The sequence below is a fragment of the Streptomyces sp. CRCS-T-1 genome (assembly GCF_024442335.1).
GTDB lineage: Bacteria > Actinomycetota > Actinomycetes > Streptomycetales > Streptomycetaceae > Streptomyces > Streptomyces koelreuteriae.
Genome location: NZ_CP101651.1, coordinates 7,851,909 through 7,866,026 on the forward strand (window position 1 = coordinate 7,851,909; position 14,118 = coordinate 7,866,026).

Genomic DNA, 14,118 nt, shown 5'->3' on the forward strand with positions numbered 1-14,118 from the left:
AAAGGGGGCCGGACCTCACGAAACTTTCGCGGCCGAGGCCCGGGCGCCGACCGTCCAGCAGGCCGCGGTGAAGCGGACTTCCGCGCCGTGCACGAAGGGCTCGAAGGCGGCGCGGACCGTCTCGACGACCCGTGCGCGCGTCTCCTCGTCCACCTCGGGCAGGGCCATGCCGAGAGGCCCGAGCCGGGTGAAGTAGCGGACCAGCTCCTTCTCGGGCAGGGTGCAGACGATGTCGACCGGCCGGATGTCGATATCGGCCCAGCCGCTCTCGGTGAGGATGCGACGGACCTTGTCCGGGTCCGCGAAGGCGAACTGTCCCGGCTCGTCGGGCCGTCGCACGGGCAGGTCCGGCAGCAGCGGTGCGGCGGCGCGCTGGGCCGTCGTCATGTACGGGTTCTCGGCGGGGTCCCGCCAGACGATCAACCGGAGCGCGGCGTCGTCCCGGGCGGCGCTCCGCAGATTGGCGAAGGCCCGTACGGGGTCCTCGAAGAACATGACACCGAAACGCGAGATGACGGCGTCGAAGGTGCCGGGCTCGAAGGAGTGCTCCTGCGCGTCGCCGCGGACGAAGGAGGCCGGTGCGCCCTCGCGCTCGGCGCGTGCCCGGGCGGTGTCGATCAACGGCTCGGAGATGTCGACACCGACGCAAGTCCCCGCGGGTCCGAGCCGTCGCGCGACGGCCAGGGTGGTGCCGCCCGTCCCGCAGCCGACGTCGAGCACGTGTTCCACGCCCTCGGCGGACACGGCCTCGACGAGCAGGTCCTCGATGGGCCTGAACATCCCGTCCAGCACCGGCTGGAGATCCACCCAGGCGTGACCGGCGCGTCCGTTCCAGCGGGCGGTCTGTTCGTCGTCGTTCCTGCGCTCGGCGTCCATGGTCGTCGGCTCTCCTTCTGCTTGCCGTCTGCTTGCCTTGTGTCTTGCTTCGGTCGGGGCGAGATGACAGCGTTCTACTTCAAGTCGACTTGAGGTCAAGGAAATGACAGACCTGGACATCGCCGAAGTGGCGCGGCGCGCCGGGGTGCCCGCCTCGACGCTGCGGTTCTACGAGGAGAAGGGGCTGATCGCCCCGACGGGGCGGCGCGGGCTGCGCCGGCAGTTCGATCCCGGCGTACTGGAGCGGCTGGCGCTGATCGCGCTGGGGCGGACGGCCGGGTTCTCGCTCGACGAGATCGCGCACATGTTCGCGCCGGACGGACCGCCCCGGATCGACCGGCGCATGCTGGCGGACAAGGCGGAGGAGCTGGACCGCCGGATCAGCGAACTGGGCGTGCTCCGCGACTCCCTGCGGCACGCCGCCGCCTGCCCCGCGCCCAGCCACATGGAGTGCCCCACCTTCCGCGGTCTGCTCGACGCGGCGGCGTCGGGCGGTGTCCCCACTCCGAGGAGGCGGATGCCGCCCGCCGGCTAGTGGCCCGTCCGGCTCCTCGCCGGGTACGGCCCGGCGGCGTGCGGCACACGAGTGGGCCCTGCCGCCGCGCGCCGGGCGGCGGCGCTACGGCCCCATTGCTACGCGATGTCGCCGTGCGGGCCGGCCGTCTCCGGTTCCGGCGTCGTCGTCACGGTCGCCACCCCGCGCGCCCGCAGCTCCGCGAGGACGGCCGGGTCAGCGGTGTCGTCCGTGACCAGCGTCCAGCCCTCGCACAGGGCCGTCCAGGCGTGGAAGGGGCGGCGGCCGAGCTTGGCCGCGTGGGCGAGGACGTAGACGTGGTCGGCGCGGCGGGCCATCAGCTCCTTGAGGCGGGTCTGGCGCAGATCCGCCTCGCAGATGCCGAGTTCGGGGGAGATGCCGTCCGTGCCGAGGAAGACCCGGTCGAACGTCAGGCGCTCCAGGGCGGCTTCCGTGAGGGGCCCGACGAAGCCCTGGCTGAGCGGGCGCAGGGTGCCGCCGAGGCACTCGACGTGCACCGTCTCGACATCGGACAGCGCCTGCAGGGCGGTGAGTCCGGTGGTCGCCACGGTGAGGTCCTCGGCCGTGCGCAGCTCATGGGCGAGTGCGCCGACCGTGGACCCGGCGTCGAGCAGCAGCGTCTCACCGGGCCGCACCTGGGCCGCCGCCCAGCGGGCGATGGCCTGCTTGGCCTCGAAGGCCTCGCCCACGCGCTGCCGCAGCGAGGCCTCGGGGTGCGCGGCCAGCGCCATGGCCCCGCCGTAGGTGCGGGCCAGCCGCCCGTCGGTGGTGAGCTTGGCCAGGTCGCGGCGGATGGTCGAGGCCGTCACGCCGAACAGCTGCGACAGCTCCTCCACGCTCGCCAGGCCGGTGGTGGTGGCGAGGTGGACGATGCGGTCGCGCCGCGCCTTGGATCCGGTCACAGACATAGGTTCTTCAGGTCCTCGATAGTCCTGGGCCGTCCTGGGTCTCACACGTGCCTGACGCGAACCGCGGTCAGCGGGCGGCCGGAGCGGTCGACATCTCGGCGGCCTGGCGCAGAGCCTCGACCATGCTACCGGGCTCGGCCCGGCCGGTTCCGGCGATGTCGAAGGCCGTGCCGTGGTCGACGGAGGTGCGGATCACCGGCAGTCCGACGGTGAGGTTGACCCCGGCCTCGATGCCGAGGACCTTGACGGGGCCGTGCCCCTGGTCGTGGTACATCGCGACGATGAGGTCGTAGTCGCCGCGCGAGGCCAGGTAGAACGCCGTGTCGGCGGGCAGCGGGCCGCGTGCGTCGATGCCGTCGGCGCGGACCCTCTCCAGCGCCGGGACGATCTTCGTCTCCTCCTCGCCGTAGCCGAACAGGCCGTTCTCGCCCGCGTGCGGGTTGATGCCGCAGACACCGATCACCGGGTCGGGGGTCCCGGCGCGCACCATCGCCTCGTGGCCACGGCGCACCGTGCGCTCCACCAGGCCGGGCTCGATGCGGTTCACGGCGTCGATCAGCCCGATGTGGGTGGTGACGTGGATGACCTTCACCCGGGGCGTCGACAGCATCATCGACACTTCCTCGACGCCCGTGAGATGGGCGAGGAGTTCGGTGTGGCCCGGGTAGAGGTGACCGGCGGAGTGCAGGGCCTCCTTGTTGAGAGGGGCGGTGCAGATGCCGTCCACGTCGCCGCGCAGGGCGAGTTCGGCGGCGACCCGGACGTAGTGGTAGGCGGCGTCGCCCGCGACGGCGGACAGCTCGCCCCAGGGCAGGTCGGCGGGGAGCAGCCCGAGGTCGATCACATTGACCCGGCCGGGCGTGAACTCGGCCTGGGCCGGACCGTCGACGGGCACGATGTCGCAGGCGATGCCGAGAGTATCGGCGGCCTGGCGCAGACGCTCGGCGTCGCCCACGACGACGGGGCGGCAGTCGCGCAGGGTGTCGGGGTGCAGCAGCGCCGGCACGATGACCTCGGGCCCGATGCCCGCGCCGTCGCCCATGGTCACCGCGATGACCGGGAGCGGCCGGGAAGCCGCGGAGGTCTGGCCGGCGGTGGCGGCGGAGGAGGGGGCTGCGTTCACGGGGCTACTCCTGTGGGGTCGGTCGGAACGTGACGTACGGGTGCGGGGCGCAGGGCCCGGACGATGCGCCGCAGGGAGTCGGCCCCGCCGTAGCTGCCGGGCCGGGTGACGACCGAGCGGCCGTCGGGTGTGCGGGAGAGGACCGCGCCGTGGTGGATCTGGCCCACCGGGCGCAGATCGGTGACGCGCAGGACGTCCAGGACGCGGCGGGCGGTCTCGCCGCCGGTGAGGACCAGGTCGCAGTCGCGCGCCGCGTCGGCGACGCTGTCGGCGAGCGCGGCGACGAGACGGCGCGCGAGGGAGGGGTCGGCCGCTCCGGTGACGCGGACGACCGTCACGGCGGCGACGGGAGGTGCGAGCCGCCGAGAGGAGTGCAGGAGTTCGTGGGTGGTGAGGGAGACCTCGTGCGCTCCGTCCGCGAGGAGATGCGCGACCTGTTCGCGGGCCGACGGTTCGGCCGTGCCTACGACGATCAGCAGCGGCCGGACCACGTCCCCGGCGTCGAACGTGTTCTCCCCGTGCGTGCCCAGAAGCCGCCCCAGGGCGCCCGCGAGCCCGCCGGTGCCCAACAGCCTTATCCCGGGCCCCAGTTCGAGGACCGTCGTGGCGATCGCATCGAGGTCGGTCTCGGTCTCCGCGTCGCACACCGGATGCCGTCCCTGCGCGAAACACGCACGCAGCGCCTCCCGGAGCGCGCCGGGCGCACCGCGTACGTCCGTGAGCGGCACCGGAGCTGACGGCAGGTCACCGAGCGCGGCGGCGACCGAGGCCGGGGCGGGCCGCGCCTCGGCACGCCAGGCGTCCGTCTCGTGCAGCGGCACCCCGTCGAGGTGGACGACCCCGCCCCGGACCGTGCGCCGGGCGGCCGGCAGCGCGGTCGCGATCACCACGCCCCGAGCGTCCCGCGCGTAGGCGGCCGCCTCGGCGGCGAGGTTGCCCCTGAGCAGCGAGTCGACCTTCTTGAAGAGCACCGTGCGGTCGGGCACCGCGTGCGTGACGTCCCGGACCGCCCGCGCCGCCTCGGCGCCGGGCAGCTGCCGCGAGTCGAGGTCGAGCACCAGGGACTCACCGGGCAGGGACGCCACCGGTCCGGGGACCGGTCCCAGCAGGATCCGGGCGGGCGAGCGCAGCGCCACCGCGGTCTCGGCGGCGCCGGACAGATCATCGGCGAGAGCGAGTACGGGCCGGTGGGCGGCCTGGACGGGGCCGCCGGAGCCGGCAGCGGAGAGGGACACGGGTACCTCCTCGGGCGGCCCGGTCGGGCTGCCTCGGAAACCGATGATGACATGGGTTGCGCGAAATGCGCGAGACCTCTTGCGCACTTCGCGCAGTCGTGCCACCTTTTTCGGCGCGACACCTGTTCGTATCCCGCCGGCCGGACCCCCGACCGAGCCACAGCGAGAGCCGCACGAACACCACGAGCCGGTCGCCCCCGGAACGCGAGAAGGTCGACGATGACCCCAAGCCCCCATGACGCACCCCCGGACCACAGCCCCCAGTGGCGGCCCCTCGGCCGCCCCGTCCGCCGCCGCACCCTGCTGCGCCTCGGCGCGCTCGGCGGCACGGGTCTCGCCCTCGGTCCCCTCTCCGCCTGCGCAGGACCCACCGGAGCCCCCGGCCCCGGCACCCTCACCCTCGGCCTGAACCGCTCCCTGGTGAGCCTGGACAACAAGCTGAACCAGTTCGACGCCGCCGTCACCGTGCAGCGCGCCGTCCGCCAGGCCCTCACGAGCATCGGCCCCGCCATGCGCGTCCGGCTCGTCCTCGCCGACCGGTTCGCGATGACCGGGCCGACCACCTGGAGCGTGCGGCTGCGCGAGGGCGTGCGCTACTCCGACGGCAGCCCCGTCACCGTCGAGGACGTCGCCACCGCCCTGGAGATGTACGGCAAGGTCAACGGCTCCTTCCTCCTCGGCCTCTTCCCGGAGCTGCCCACCGTCGAGAAGACCGGCGAGCGCACCTTCGAGCTGCACACCGAGCGGCCGGTGCCCGTGCTCGACCGCCTCATGGCCAACATCCACATCACCCCGTCCGCCGCCAACCGCCCCGAGGAACTCCAGAGCGGCGTCGGCTCAGGACCGTACAAGGTGATCGAGGCCAACAGCGGCGCCGGTGAGTACACCCTCGCCCGCAACCCCCGCTACTGGGGCCGCCCGGCCCACGTCGAAACCGTCCGGGTGCGCTTCGTGCCCGAGGAGTCCAGCCGGGTCATCGCCCTGCGCAGCGGCGAGCTGGACGTCGTCGACACCCTCACCCCGGACTCGGCCGAGCAGCTCACCGGCCTGCCCGGCGTCACCGTCGAGGAGACCTCCGGCGTCCGCATCTGCCAGCTCTTCTACAACTTCCGCAAGCCCGACGACCACCCCCTGGCCGACGCCCGCGTACGCCGCGCCCTCACCTACGCCATCGACGGCGAGGCACTGGCCAAGGACGTCCTCACCGGCTCCGCCGAAGCCGCCGAGGGAGTCGTCCCCCTCGCCCTCGAAGGCGCGGTGCGTACCGGCGCCTACACCTACGACCCGGGCAAGGCCAAGGCGCAGCTGAAGCGACTGGGCGCCGAGGGCCTGCGGATCCGCGTCATCTGGGAGTCGGGCGAGTTCGCCGCCGACAGCTCCGTCATGGAAGCCGTCGCCGACATGTTCCGCGACATCGGCGTCCGCGCCTCCCTGCTCCAGTTCGAACCGGGCGGCGACATCCTGAAGTGGCGGCAGGGCCGCGGCGGCGACTGGGACGTCATCGGCAACGGCTTCCCCGGCACCACCGGCCAGGCCCTCACCTCCCTCCAGGGCATGTACGGCGGCACCCCCGAGCGGGAACGCACCCGCGACACCTACATGGGGTACGTCATCCCGGACATCCAGCGCCGCCTGGAGGACGCCGCCACCGAGACCGACGCCGCCGCCCGCGACCGCAAGCTGGCCGCCGCGCAGCACGCCGTCTGGAACACCTGGCCCAGCCTGTGGGCCTTCGCCCCCAAGACCCTGCTCGCCCGCCGCGAACGCGTGCACGACCTGGGCCTGCTCCAGCTCAACTCCTACGATCTGTCCGCCGTACGGCTGGAGGGCTGAGCCGTGGCCACCTATCTCGCCCGCCGCATCGGCCAGAGCCTGCTGGCCGTCTTCCTCACCCTCACCACGGTCTTCCTGCTGCTGCGCCTGGCTCCCGGCGACCCGGCCGCCGCCTACGCCGCCCCCAGCGCCACGGCCGCCGACCTCGCCCGCATCCGCGCCCAGTTCGGCCTCGACGAACCGCTCATCACCCAGTACGGGATCTTCCTGCGGGACCTGTGCACCGGGAACCTAGGCACCAGCTACTCCTTCCACTCCTCCGCGTTCCAGGTGGTCATGGACCGGCTGCCATACACCATCACCCTCGCGGTCTCGGCCATCGCTGTCACCACCGTCGTCGCCGTACCGCTCGGCGTGTGGATGGCACGGCGCGCCGACACCAAGCGGGAGCTGGGCGCCAACGTCCTGACGATCACCGGGCAGTCGATGCCGGACTTCTGGACCGGCGTGATGCTGCTGACCGTCTTCGCCGTGCTGCTCCCGGTGCTGCCCGCCTCCGGATTCACCTCGTGGAGCGGCCTGATCCTGCCCACGGTGACCGTGGCCGTCCTCCAGCTCGCCCTGATCTCCCGCCTGGTCCGCCGCGAGATGACCACCGCGCTCGCCGCCCCCTACACCACGGTCGCCCGCTCCCGCGGCGTCTCCGAACGCACCCTGACCTGGCAGTACGGCCTGCGCAACTCCGCCGTGCCGCTCGTCACCGCCCTCGGCACCCGCTTCGCGGCCCTGCTCAACGGTGTCGTGGTCGTCGAGGTCGTCTTCGGCTGGCCGGGCGTCGGCTCACTCGTCGTCCGGGCGCTGGAGACCCGCGACTACCCGCTCATCCAGGCCACCGTCCTCGTGACGGCCACCCTCGCGATCCTCGTGCAGCTCCTCGTCGACCTCGCCTACCCGCTGTTCGATCCGCGCGTACGACTCGGAAAGGCGGCCTGACCATGGCCGGTGTCATCTCCACCCCGGTCGCCGGTACCGAGCGGCCCAGCGCCGTCGGCGCCCGCGACCTCGCCCGGGCCACCGCGACCCGCCAGCGGCGCGGCTCGCGCTTCAAGATCTGGGCCGGGTCCGTGTGCACGGCCCTGGTCGTCCTGCCCGTCGCCCTCGCCGGCCTGCTGCCCCTGCCGGAGGCCAACGCCCAGGACCTCTCGGAGCGCAGGCTGCCGCCGCTCAGCGCGGGGCATCTGCTCGGCACCGACCAGCTCGGCCGCGACCTGCTGTCGCGCATCCTGCACGGCGGCCAGGTCTCCCTGTCGGTCGGCGTCCTCGCGGTCCTGGTGTCCGGGCTGATCGGCATCGTCGCCGGGGCGGCCGCGGGCTTCTTCGGCGGCTGGGTCGACGCGCTCGTCTCCCGCTTCCTGGAGGCCCAGCTCGCCCTGCCCCTGCTGATGATGCTGCTGCTCGTCGTCGCCCTCTTCGGGCCCTCCGTCACCGTCATCACCTGCGTGATCGCCGTCGCCCAGTGGCCCGAGGTGGCGCGGCTGACCCGCTCCCTCGTCCTGGTCGAGCGCGAGAAACCCTATGTCGCCGCCGCCCGCGTCCTGGGCCTGCGAGGCTGGCAGATCCTCACCCGGCACGTCGTGCCCAACGTCGTACGGCCGGTGAGCCTCGTCGTCCTGCTGCTGCTCGCCCAGGCCGTGCTGCTGGAGAGCGCGCTGAGCTTCCTCGGCGCCGGACCGCAGCGGCCCTTCGCCACCTGGGGCCGGATCATCTCCGACGGCCAGGCCTACATCACCACCTCGTGGTGGCTGGTCACCCTGCCCGGCCTGGTCATCGCCCTCCTCGTGGTCGGGGTCAATCTGCTGGGCGACGGACTGCGGGACCGCACCCGCCGCCGGAAGGGAGCCGGAGCATGAGCACCGAGACACCCCTGCTGGACGTCCGAGACCTCCAGATCGAACTCATCACCGCGCACGGCGTCGTCCGGGCCGTCGACGGCGTGACCTTCACCGTCGGCCGCGGCGAGACCGTGACCCTCATCGGCGAGTCCGGATCCGGCAAGTCGACCACCGCGATGGGCGTACTGCGCCTGCTGCCGGAGGGCCTCGCCGTGCTGTCGGGCAGCGTCCGCATCGGCGGCCGGGACGTCGTCGCCGACCCCGGCGCGGCATGCGCGGTACGCGGCCGGACGGTCTCCCTGATCCCGCAGGACCCGATGACCGCCCTCAGCCCCGTCCACACCATCGGCCGGCAGCTCGGCGAGGCGATCCGCCTGCGCCACCCCGAACTGTCCAGGGCCCAGGCCCGCGAGAAGGGCATCGAGCTGCTCGCCCAGGTGCGCATCACCCGCCCCGAGACCCGCTGGAAGTCCTACCCGCACCAGTTCTCCGGCGGCATGCTGCAACGCATCCTCATCGCCATCGCCCTGGCCGGCGACCCGGAACTGCTGGTCGCCGACGAACCCACCTCCGCCCTCGACGCGACCGTGCAGGCCAGCGTCCTGGACCTGCTGATGGAACTCCAGGAACGCACCGGCATCGGCATGCTGATGATCACCCACGACCTGGGCGTGGCCCGACTCGTCTCCGACCGCATCCACGTCATGAAGGACGGCCGCTTCGTCGAGTCCGGACCGGCCGAACGCATCGTCGACCAACCCGCCGAGCCCTACACCCGAGCCCTCCTCGCCGCAGTGCCCCGCCTGGGCGACTGGGACGAGTCCGTCGTACCGGGAGCCGCCACATGACTCTGTTGTCCGTAGAGGACCTGGTCGTCGAATACCCGACCCCGAACGGCCCCTTCCGCGCCGTCGACCAGGTCGGCTTCCAGCTCGACAAGGGCGGTTCGCTCGCGGTGGTCGGCGAGTCCGGCTGCGGCAAGTCGACCCTCGCCCGTGCCCTGGTCCGGCTGCTCACCCCACGGTCCGGCCGTATCGTCCTCGACGGCACGGACATCGCCACCCTCCCGGAGCGGCGACTGCGACCGCTCAGGCGCCGCGTCCAGATGGTCTTCCAGGACCCCTACGGCTCCCTCGACCCCCATCTGACCGCCCAGCAGATCGTGGCCGAGCCGCTGCGCCTCGGCGGAGTGTCGGACCGCGCCGAACGGGCCCGCCGTGCCGCCGAACTGCTCGACCAGGTCGGCCTGCCCCCGTCCGCCCTGGAGCGCCGCCCGGCCGACTTCTCCGGCGGCCAGCGCCAGCGCATCGGCATCGCCCGTGCCCTCGCCTCCCGGCCCGACCTGCTGGTCTGCGACGAGGCGACCTCCGCGCTCGACGTCTCCGTACAGGCCCAAGTGCTCGCACTGCTCAGGGAGTTGCAGGAGGAGACCGGCATCGCCTACCTCGTCATCGCGCACAACCTGGGCGTGGTGCGCGAGATGAGCACCGACGTGGTGGTGATGCGGGCCGGGCGCGTGGTCGAGGCCGGACGGACCGAGACCGTCCTCGCCGCCCCGTCCGACCCCTACACCCGCGCCCTGCGCCGCGCAGCCCTCGACCCGACCGCCATCCACGGCGTGAAACCCCGCCGCGTACTGGAAGGAAGCTCCTCGTGACCACCGCCCTGACCCTGCCGAACACCACCGTCCCGCTCTCGCGGCTGGTGCTCGGCACGATGACCTTCGGCGACACCGTGGACCGTTCGTCGGCGGCGTTGATGCTGGATGCCGCTTTGGATGCGGGTGTCACGGGCGTGGACACCGCGAACGGCTATGCGGGGGGTGAGAGTGAGCGGCTGCTGGGGGAGTTGCTCGCGGGCCGCCGGGAGCGGGTGGTGTTGGCGACCAAGGCGGGGATTGCGCACCCGGACCAGGGTGATCACGCGCCGTTGTCGCGGGCCGGGCTGCGGGCCGCGCTGGAGGGCAGTCTGAAGCGGCTGGGGACCGACCGTGTCGATCTGTTCTATCTGCATCAGCCGGACCGTGCGACGCCGCTGGTCGAGACTCTGGCGGCGGTGGCCGAGTTCGTGGCCGAGGGGAAGGTCGGTGCGCTGGGGGTGTCCAACTTCGCGGCCTGGCAGATCGCCGAGCTCTGTCGGGTGGCGGATGTGGTGGGGGCTCCGCGGCCGGTGGTCGCGCAGCAGTTGCACAATCTGCTGGCGCGGCGTGTGGAGGAGGAGTACGTCGAGTACGCGGCCGTGTCCGGGCTGGCCACGATGGTCTACAACCCCCTCGGCGGCGGTCTCCTCACCGGCCGGCACTCCTTCGGGCAGGCGCCGGAGGGTGGGCGTTTCGGTGATTCGAAGCTGGCCGTCATGTACCGGCAGCGGTACTGGAACGAGGACCTCTTCCGCGCTGTGGGTGACCTGACGCGTATCGCCTCGGATGCGGGGCTGGCGCTGACTGATCTGGCGCTGCGGTGGCTGCTGGACCGCCCGTCCACTGATGCGCTGCTGCTGGGCGGTTCGAGGGTGGAGCACCTGCTCGCCAACATCACGGCAGCGGCGGCGGGTCCGTTGCCGGCTGATGTCACCGCGGCCTGCGACGAGGTCGGTGCCCGGCTGCGCGGCCCGATGCCCGCATACAACCGCTGACCCCCACCACCCCGGACCGTTACGGAGAATCCTTCATGGCAACCGGCCGCACCCCAGCCGAGTTCACCGCCGCCCTGCGTGCCCGTGAGCAGCTGATCGGCTACTGGTCCCTGCTCGACTCACCCATCGCCGCCGAGCGTCTGGCCCGTCTGGGCTACGACTACCTGGCCTTCGACGCCCAGCACGGCCTCTTCGGCTACCAGGGCATGCTCCACAACCTCCTGGCCACCGACACCAAAGGCTCCACCGCCGTCGGCATCGTGCGCGTGGAGGCCAACGACCCCACCTACATCGGCAAAGCCCTCGACGCGGGCGCCACCGCCGTCATCGTCCCGTTGATCGACACCGCGCAGGACGCCGCAGACGCCATCGCCGCCGTCCGCTACCCGCCGCTCGGCCGCCGCTCCTACGGGCCGATGCGCGCCCAGCTCCGTATCGGCCCCAACCCGGCTGACACCCACGCCCAGACCGCCGTCCTGGCGATGATCGAGACGGCCGACGGCCTCGCCAACGTCGAGGAGATCTGCGCCACCGACGGCCTCGACGGCATCTACGTCGGCCCCTCCGACCTGCGCCTGGCCATCGGCGGCACCACCTCCACCGACCCCTCCGTACAAGAGGAGTTCGAACAGGCCCTGACCCGTATCAGGAAGGCAGCCGAGGCTGCGGGCATCGCGGCCGGCATCCACAACGCCGACGGCGCGAGCGCCGCACGCCGCCTCGCCGAAGGCTGGACCTACGTCTCCATCGCCGCCGACGTCGTCCACCTCCAACAGATCGCCACGACCCACCTCGACGCCGCGCGTCAGAAGGGAGAGTCCCGATGACCACCCCCGACGGCACCCTGCGTCCCCACCCCGACCAGCCCGGCCGCGCCGAGACTCATCTGGCCGCCCCCGCCGTGCAGAATCACGCCGCCAACCTGACCGTCCTGCCCAGCGGGGACCTGGGCTGCGTCTGGTTCGGCGGTACCCAGGAGGGCGTCGCCGACATCTCGGTGTGGTTCTCCCGCCTCGCCCGGGGTGCCGACACCTGGTCCCTCCCCGTGCGGCTCTCCGCCGACGACACCCGCTCCGAGCAGAACCCGCTCCTCTTCCCGGCCCCCTCGGGCGAACTCTGGCTTCTGCACACCGCCCAGCGCGCGGGCCACCAGGACACGGCCGAGGTCCGGCTGCGTGTCAGCCACGACGAGGGCGCCACCTGGGGTCCGGCCCGCGTCCTGTTCGCGGCCACCGAGCAGGGCGGCGTCTTCGTACGCCAGCCCGTCGTCCAAGTGCCGCACGGCGAGCGGTTGTTGCTCCCCGTGTTCCGCTGTGTCGCCACCCCCGGCATCGCCTGGTCAGGTGACCGGGACACCAGCTCCGTCATGATCAGCGACGACGGCGGACACACCTGGCGCGAACGCCCCGTCCCGGGCAGCACGGGCCTCGTCCACATGAACATCCGCCCGCTGCACGACGGTTCACTCCTGGCCCTCTTCCGCAGCCGTCGCGCGGACGCCGTGCACAGCAGCGTGTCGTCCGACGGCGGCGAGACCTGGAGCGAACCGCGCGCCCTGGACCTGCCGAACAACAACTCCTCGATCCAGTACACCGTGCTGGCCGACGGCAGGCTCGCCCTGGTCTACAACCACAGCAGCGCGGCGGACGCCGTCGCCCGCAGGGTCTCGCTGTACGACGAGATCGACGACGGGGGAGTGGCCGGGACACCTGCGGAAACCGCCCCCTCGGGCGACGCGTTCTGGGGCGCCCCCCGAGCCCCGCTCTCCCTGGCCCTCTCCCCGGACGACGGCCGCTCCTGGCCGCTGCGCCACGACCTCGAAACCGGCGACGGCCACTGCCTGACCAACAACTCCCGCGATGGCCTCAACCGCGAACTGTCCTACCCCTCCCTCGCCCAGACACCCGACGGCACCCTCCACATCGCCTACACCCACCACCGGCGCACCATCAAACACATCCGCCTGGACGGGGACTGGCTGAAGCGGGAATTCCCGGCCTGAACTCCGGAGACGACGGAGACCGGGCGGGGAAAAACGTTCTACGCCCGGTCACGTTATACTTGCGGCCGCTCATGGAGGCCGCCGTCGTGCCTGGTCGCACGGCCGCAACAGCGAGGGGGTGGACGCCGTTCCGGCACGCCCCGCCCGCATCCAGGACGTCGCGGCCGCCGCCGGCGTCTCGGTGTCCACGGTGTCGAACGTGCTCAACCGGCCCGAGCGGGTCACCGCGCAGACCGCCGAGCGCGTCCGTGTCGCCGTCGCCGAACTCGACTACGTCCCCCACCCGGGAGCGGCGGGCCTGCGCACCGGACACTCCTCCGCCATCGGGCTCGTGCTGCCCGACGTGACCAACTCCTTCTACGCGCGCATCGCACGCGGCGCGGCCGACGCGGCCTACGATCACGGCTACTCCCTCGTCCTCTGCCACAGCGGCGACGCCCCGGAGCGGGAGCAGGGCTACTTCAGCATGCTCGTCGAACAGCGCGCCGTGGGCGTGGTCGTCGTGCCGCTCAGCGCCGACCCGGGACGGCTGGCCCGGCTGCGCGAGCGGGGCATCCCGCTGGTCCTGGCCGACCGCGCGATGCCCGACCGGGAGGGCTGCTCGGCCTCGGTGGACGACATCGCCGGCGGCCGTATCGCCGTGGAGCATCTCCTCGACAGCGGGGCGCGCGACATCCTCGTCGTCAACGGCGAACGCGGCATACGCCAGTGCGCCGACCGGTACCAGGGCGCCCGGCAGGCCGTCCGCAGCCGGCGCGAGGCACGGCTGGACCAGGTCGTCGCCGAGCGGATGACCGTCGCGTACGGCACACAGATCGCGCGCGAGCTGGAGCACCTGCCCGACGGGGTCTTCTGCACCAACGACTTCCTCGCGGCCGGGCTGTGCCGGGGACTGACCGAGCGGGGCGTGCGCGTTCCGCAGGACGTGCAGGTGGTCGGCTACGGCGATCTCGATGTCGCGACCTTCGGGGCGACGACCCTGACGACGGTCCGGCAGCCCGTCGAGGACCTCGGCCGGGCGGCCGTGGAGATGCTGCTCGACGAGATCGAGGCCCGCGCGGACCACCTCCACGAGACCCGCGTCTTCGCCCCCGGCCTCGTCCTGCGCGACTCCACCCGGCCGCTCCCCGGCGACTAGTC

At 72.6% G+C, this 14,118-nt stretch carries 14 protein-coding genes; 10 read left to right on the forward strand and 4 right to left on the reverse strand.

The features are described 5' to 3' along the window. Window positions 1-15: 15 nt before the first annotated feature. A complete protein-coding gene (locus tag NNW99_RS35535; RefSeq protein ID WP_215123274.1) occupies window positions 16-876 on the reverse strand; it encodes a class I SAM-dependent methyltransferase in 861 nt (286 codons plus the stop codon). Between the two features lie 103 nt (window positions 877-979). Here NNW99_RS35535 and NNW99_RS35540 point away from each other — a divergent pair, with 103 nt between their 5' ends. Continuing rightward, on the forward strand, window positions 980-1,411 hold the full coding sequence (locus NNW99_RS35540; protein WP_215123275.1) for a helix-turn-helix domain-containing protein: 432 nt from the start codon (window positions 980-982) through the stop codon (window positions 1,409-1,411). 98 nt (window positions 1,412-1,509) lie between these two features. Here the strand turns inward: NNW99_RS35540 and NNW99_RS35545 are convergent, their stop codons facing one another. The 3 genes from NNW99_RS35545 to NNW99_RS35555 all read right to left on the reverse strand — a co-directional run bounded on the left by NNW99_RS35545 (window position 1,510) and on the right by NNW99_RS35555 (window position 4,677). Beyond that, window positions 1,510-2,319: a DeoR/GlpR family DNA-binding transcription regulator gene (locus NNW99_RS35545; protein ID WP_215123276.1), complete on the reverse strand. Its 810-nt coding sequence runs from the start codon at window positions 2,317-2,319 to the stop codon at window positions 1,510-1,512. 67 nt (window positions 2,320-2,386) lie between these two features. Further along, window positions 2,387-3,442: a 4-hydroxythreonine-4-phosphate dehydrogenase PdxA gene (pdxA, locus tag NNW99_RS35550; protein WP_251058018.1), complete on the reverse strand. Its 1,056-nt coding sequence runs from the start codon at window positions 3,440-3,442 to the stop codon at window positions 2,387-2,389. Continuing rightward, the gene (locus tag NNW99_RS35555; RefSeq protein WP_215123277.1) at window positions 3,439-4,677 is read right to left on the reverse strand and encodes a four-carbon acid sugar kinase family protein; all 1,239 of its coding nucleotides are present in this window, start codon (window positions 4,675-4,677) and stop codon (window positions 3,439-3,441) included. Before NNW99_RS35555 ends, pdxA begins: the two co-directional genes overlap by 4 nt. Window positions 4,678-4,896: 219 nt before the next feature. Here NNW99_RS35555 and NNW99_RS35560 point away from each other — a divergent pair, with 219 nt between their 5' ends. From NNW99_RS35560 to NNW99_RS35600, 9 genes are all read left to right on the forward strand, one after another. Then, window positions 4,897-6,510 (forward strand): ABC transporter substrate-binding protein, encoded by a 1,614-nt coding sequence (locus tag NNW99_RS35560; protein ID WP_215123278.1) that lies wholly within the window; start codon window positions 4,897-4,899, stop codon window positions 6,508-6,510. Window positions 6,511-6,513: 3 nt separating this feature from the next. Beyond that, window positions 6,514-7,443: an ABC transporter permease gene (locus NNW99_RS35565; protein ID WP_215123279.1), complete on the forward strand. Its 930-nt coding sequence runs from the start codon at window positions 6,514-6,516 to the stop codon at window positions 7,441-7,443. 2 nt (window positions 7,444-7,445) lie between these two features. Further along, window positions 7,446-8,360, forward strand: a complete 915-nt coding sequence (locus tag NNW99_RS35570) for an ABC transporter permease (RefSeq protein ID WP_215123280.1) — start codon at window positions 7,446-7,448, stop codon at window positions 8,358-8,360. After that, window positions 8,357-9,190: an ABC transporter ATP-binding protein gene (locus tag NNW99_RS35575; protein ID WP_215123281.1), complete on the forward strand. Its 834-nt coding sequence runs from the start codon at window positions 8,357-8,359 to the stop codon at window positions 9,188-9,190. Before NNW99_RS35570 ends, NNW99_RS35575 begins: the two co-directional genes overlap by 4 nt. Continuing rightward, the gene (locus tag NNW99_RS35580; RefSeq protein ID WP_215123282.1) at window positions 9,187-9,999 is read left to right on the forward strand and encodes a dipeptide/oligopeptide/nickel ABC transporter ATP-binding protein; all 813 of its coding nucleotides are present in this window, start codon (window positions 9,187-9,189) and stop codon (window positions 9,997-9,999) included. The genes NNW99_RS35575 and NNW99_RS35580 overlap by 4 nt, the downstream gene beginning before the upstream one ends. Then, the gene (locus NNW99_RS35585; protein WP_215123283.1) at window positions 9,996-10,976 is read left to right on the forward strand and encodes an aldo/keto reductase; all 981 of its coding nucleotides are present in this window, start codon (window positions 9,996-9,998) and stop codon (window positions 10,974-10,976) included. Before NNW99_RS35580 ends, NNW99_RS35585 begins: the two co-directional genes overlap by 4 nt. 35 nt (window positions 10,977-11,011) lie before the next feature. Beyond that, on the forward strand, window positions 11,012-11,803 hold the full coding sequence (locus tag NNW99_RS35590) for an HpcH/HpaI aldolase/citrate lyase family protein (RefSeq protein ID WP_215123284.1): 792 nt from the start codon (window positions 11,012-11,014) through the stop codon (window positions 11,801-11,803). Next, complete coding sequence (locus tag NNW99_RS35595; protein ID WP_215123285.1) at window positions 11,800-12,978, forward strand: exo-alpha-sialidase; 1,179 nt, start codon at window positions 11,800-11,802, stop codon at window positions 12,976-12,978. Before NNW99_RS35590 ends, NNW99_RS35595 begins: the two co-directional genes overlap by 4 nt. A gap of 118 nt (window positions 12,979-13,096) precedes the next feature. Continuing rightward, a complete protein-coding gene (locus tag NNW99_RS35600) occupies window positions 13,097-14,116 on the forward strand; it encodes a LacI family DNA-binding transcriptional regulator (protein WP_215123286.1) in 1,020 nt (339 codons plus the stop codon). Window positions 14,117-14,118: the final 2 nt, after the last annotated feature.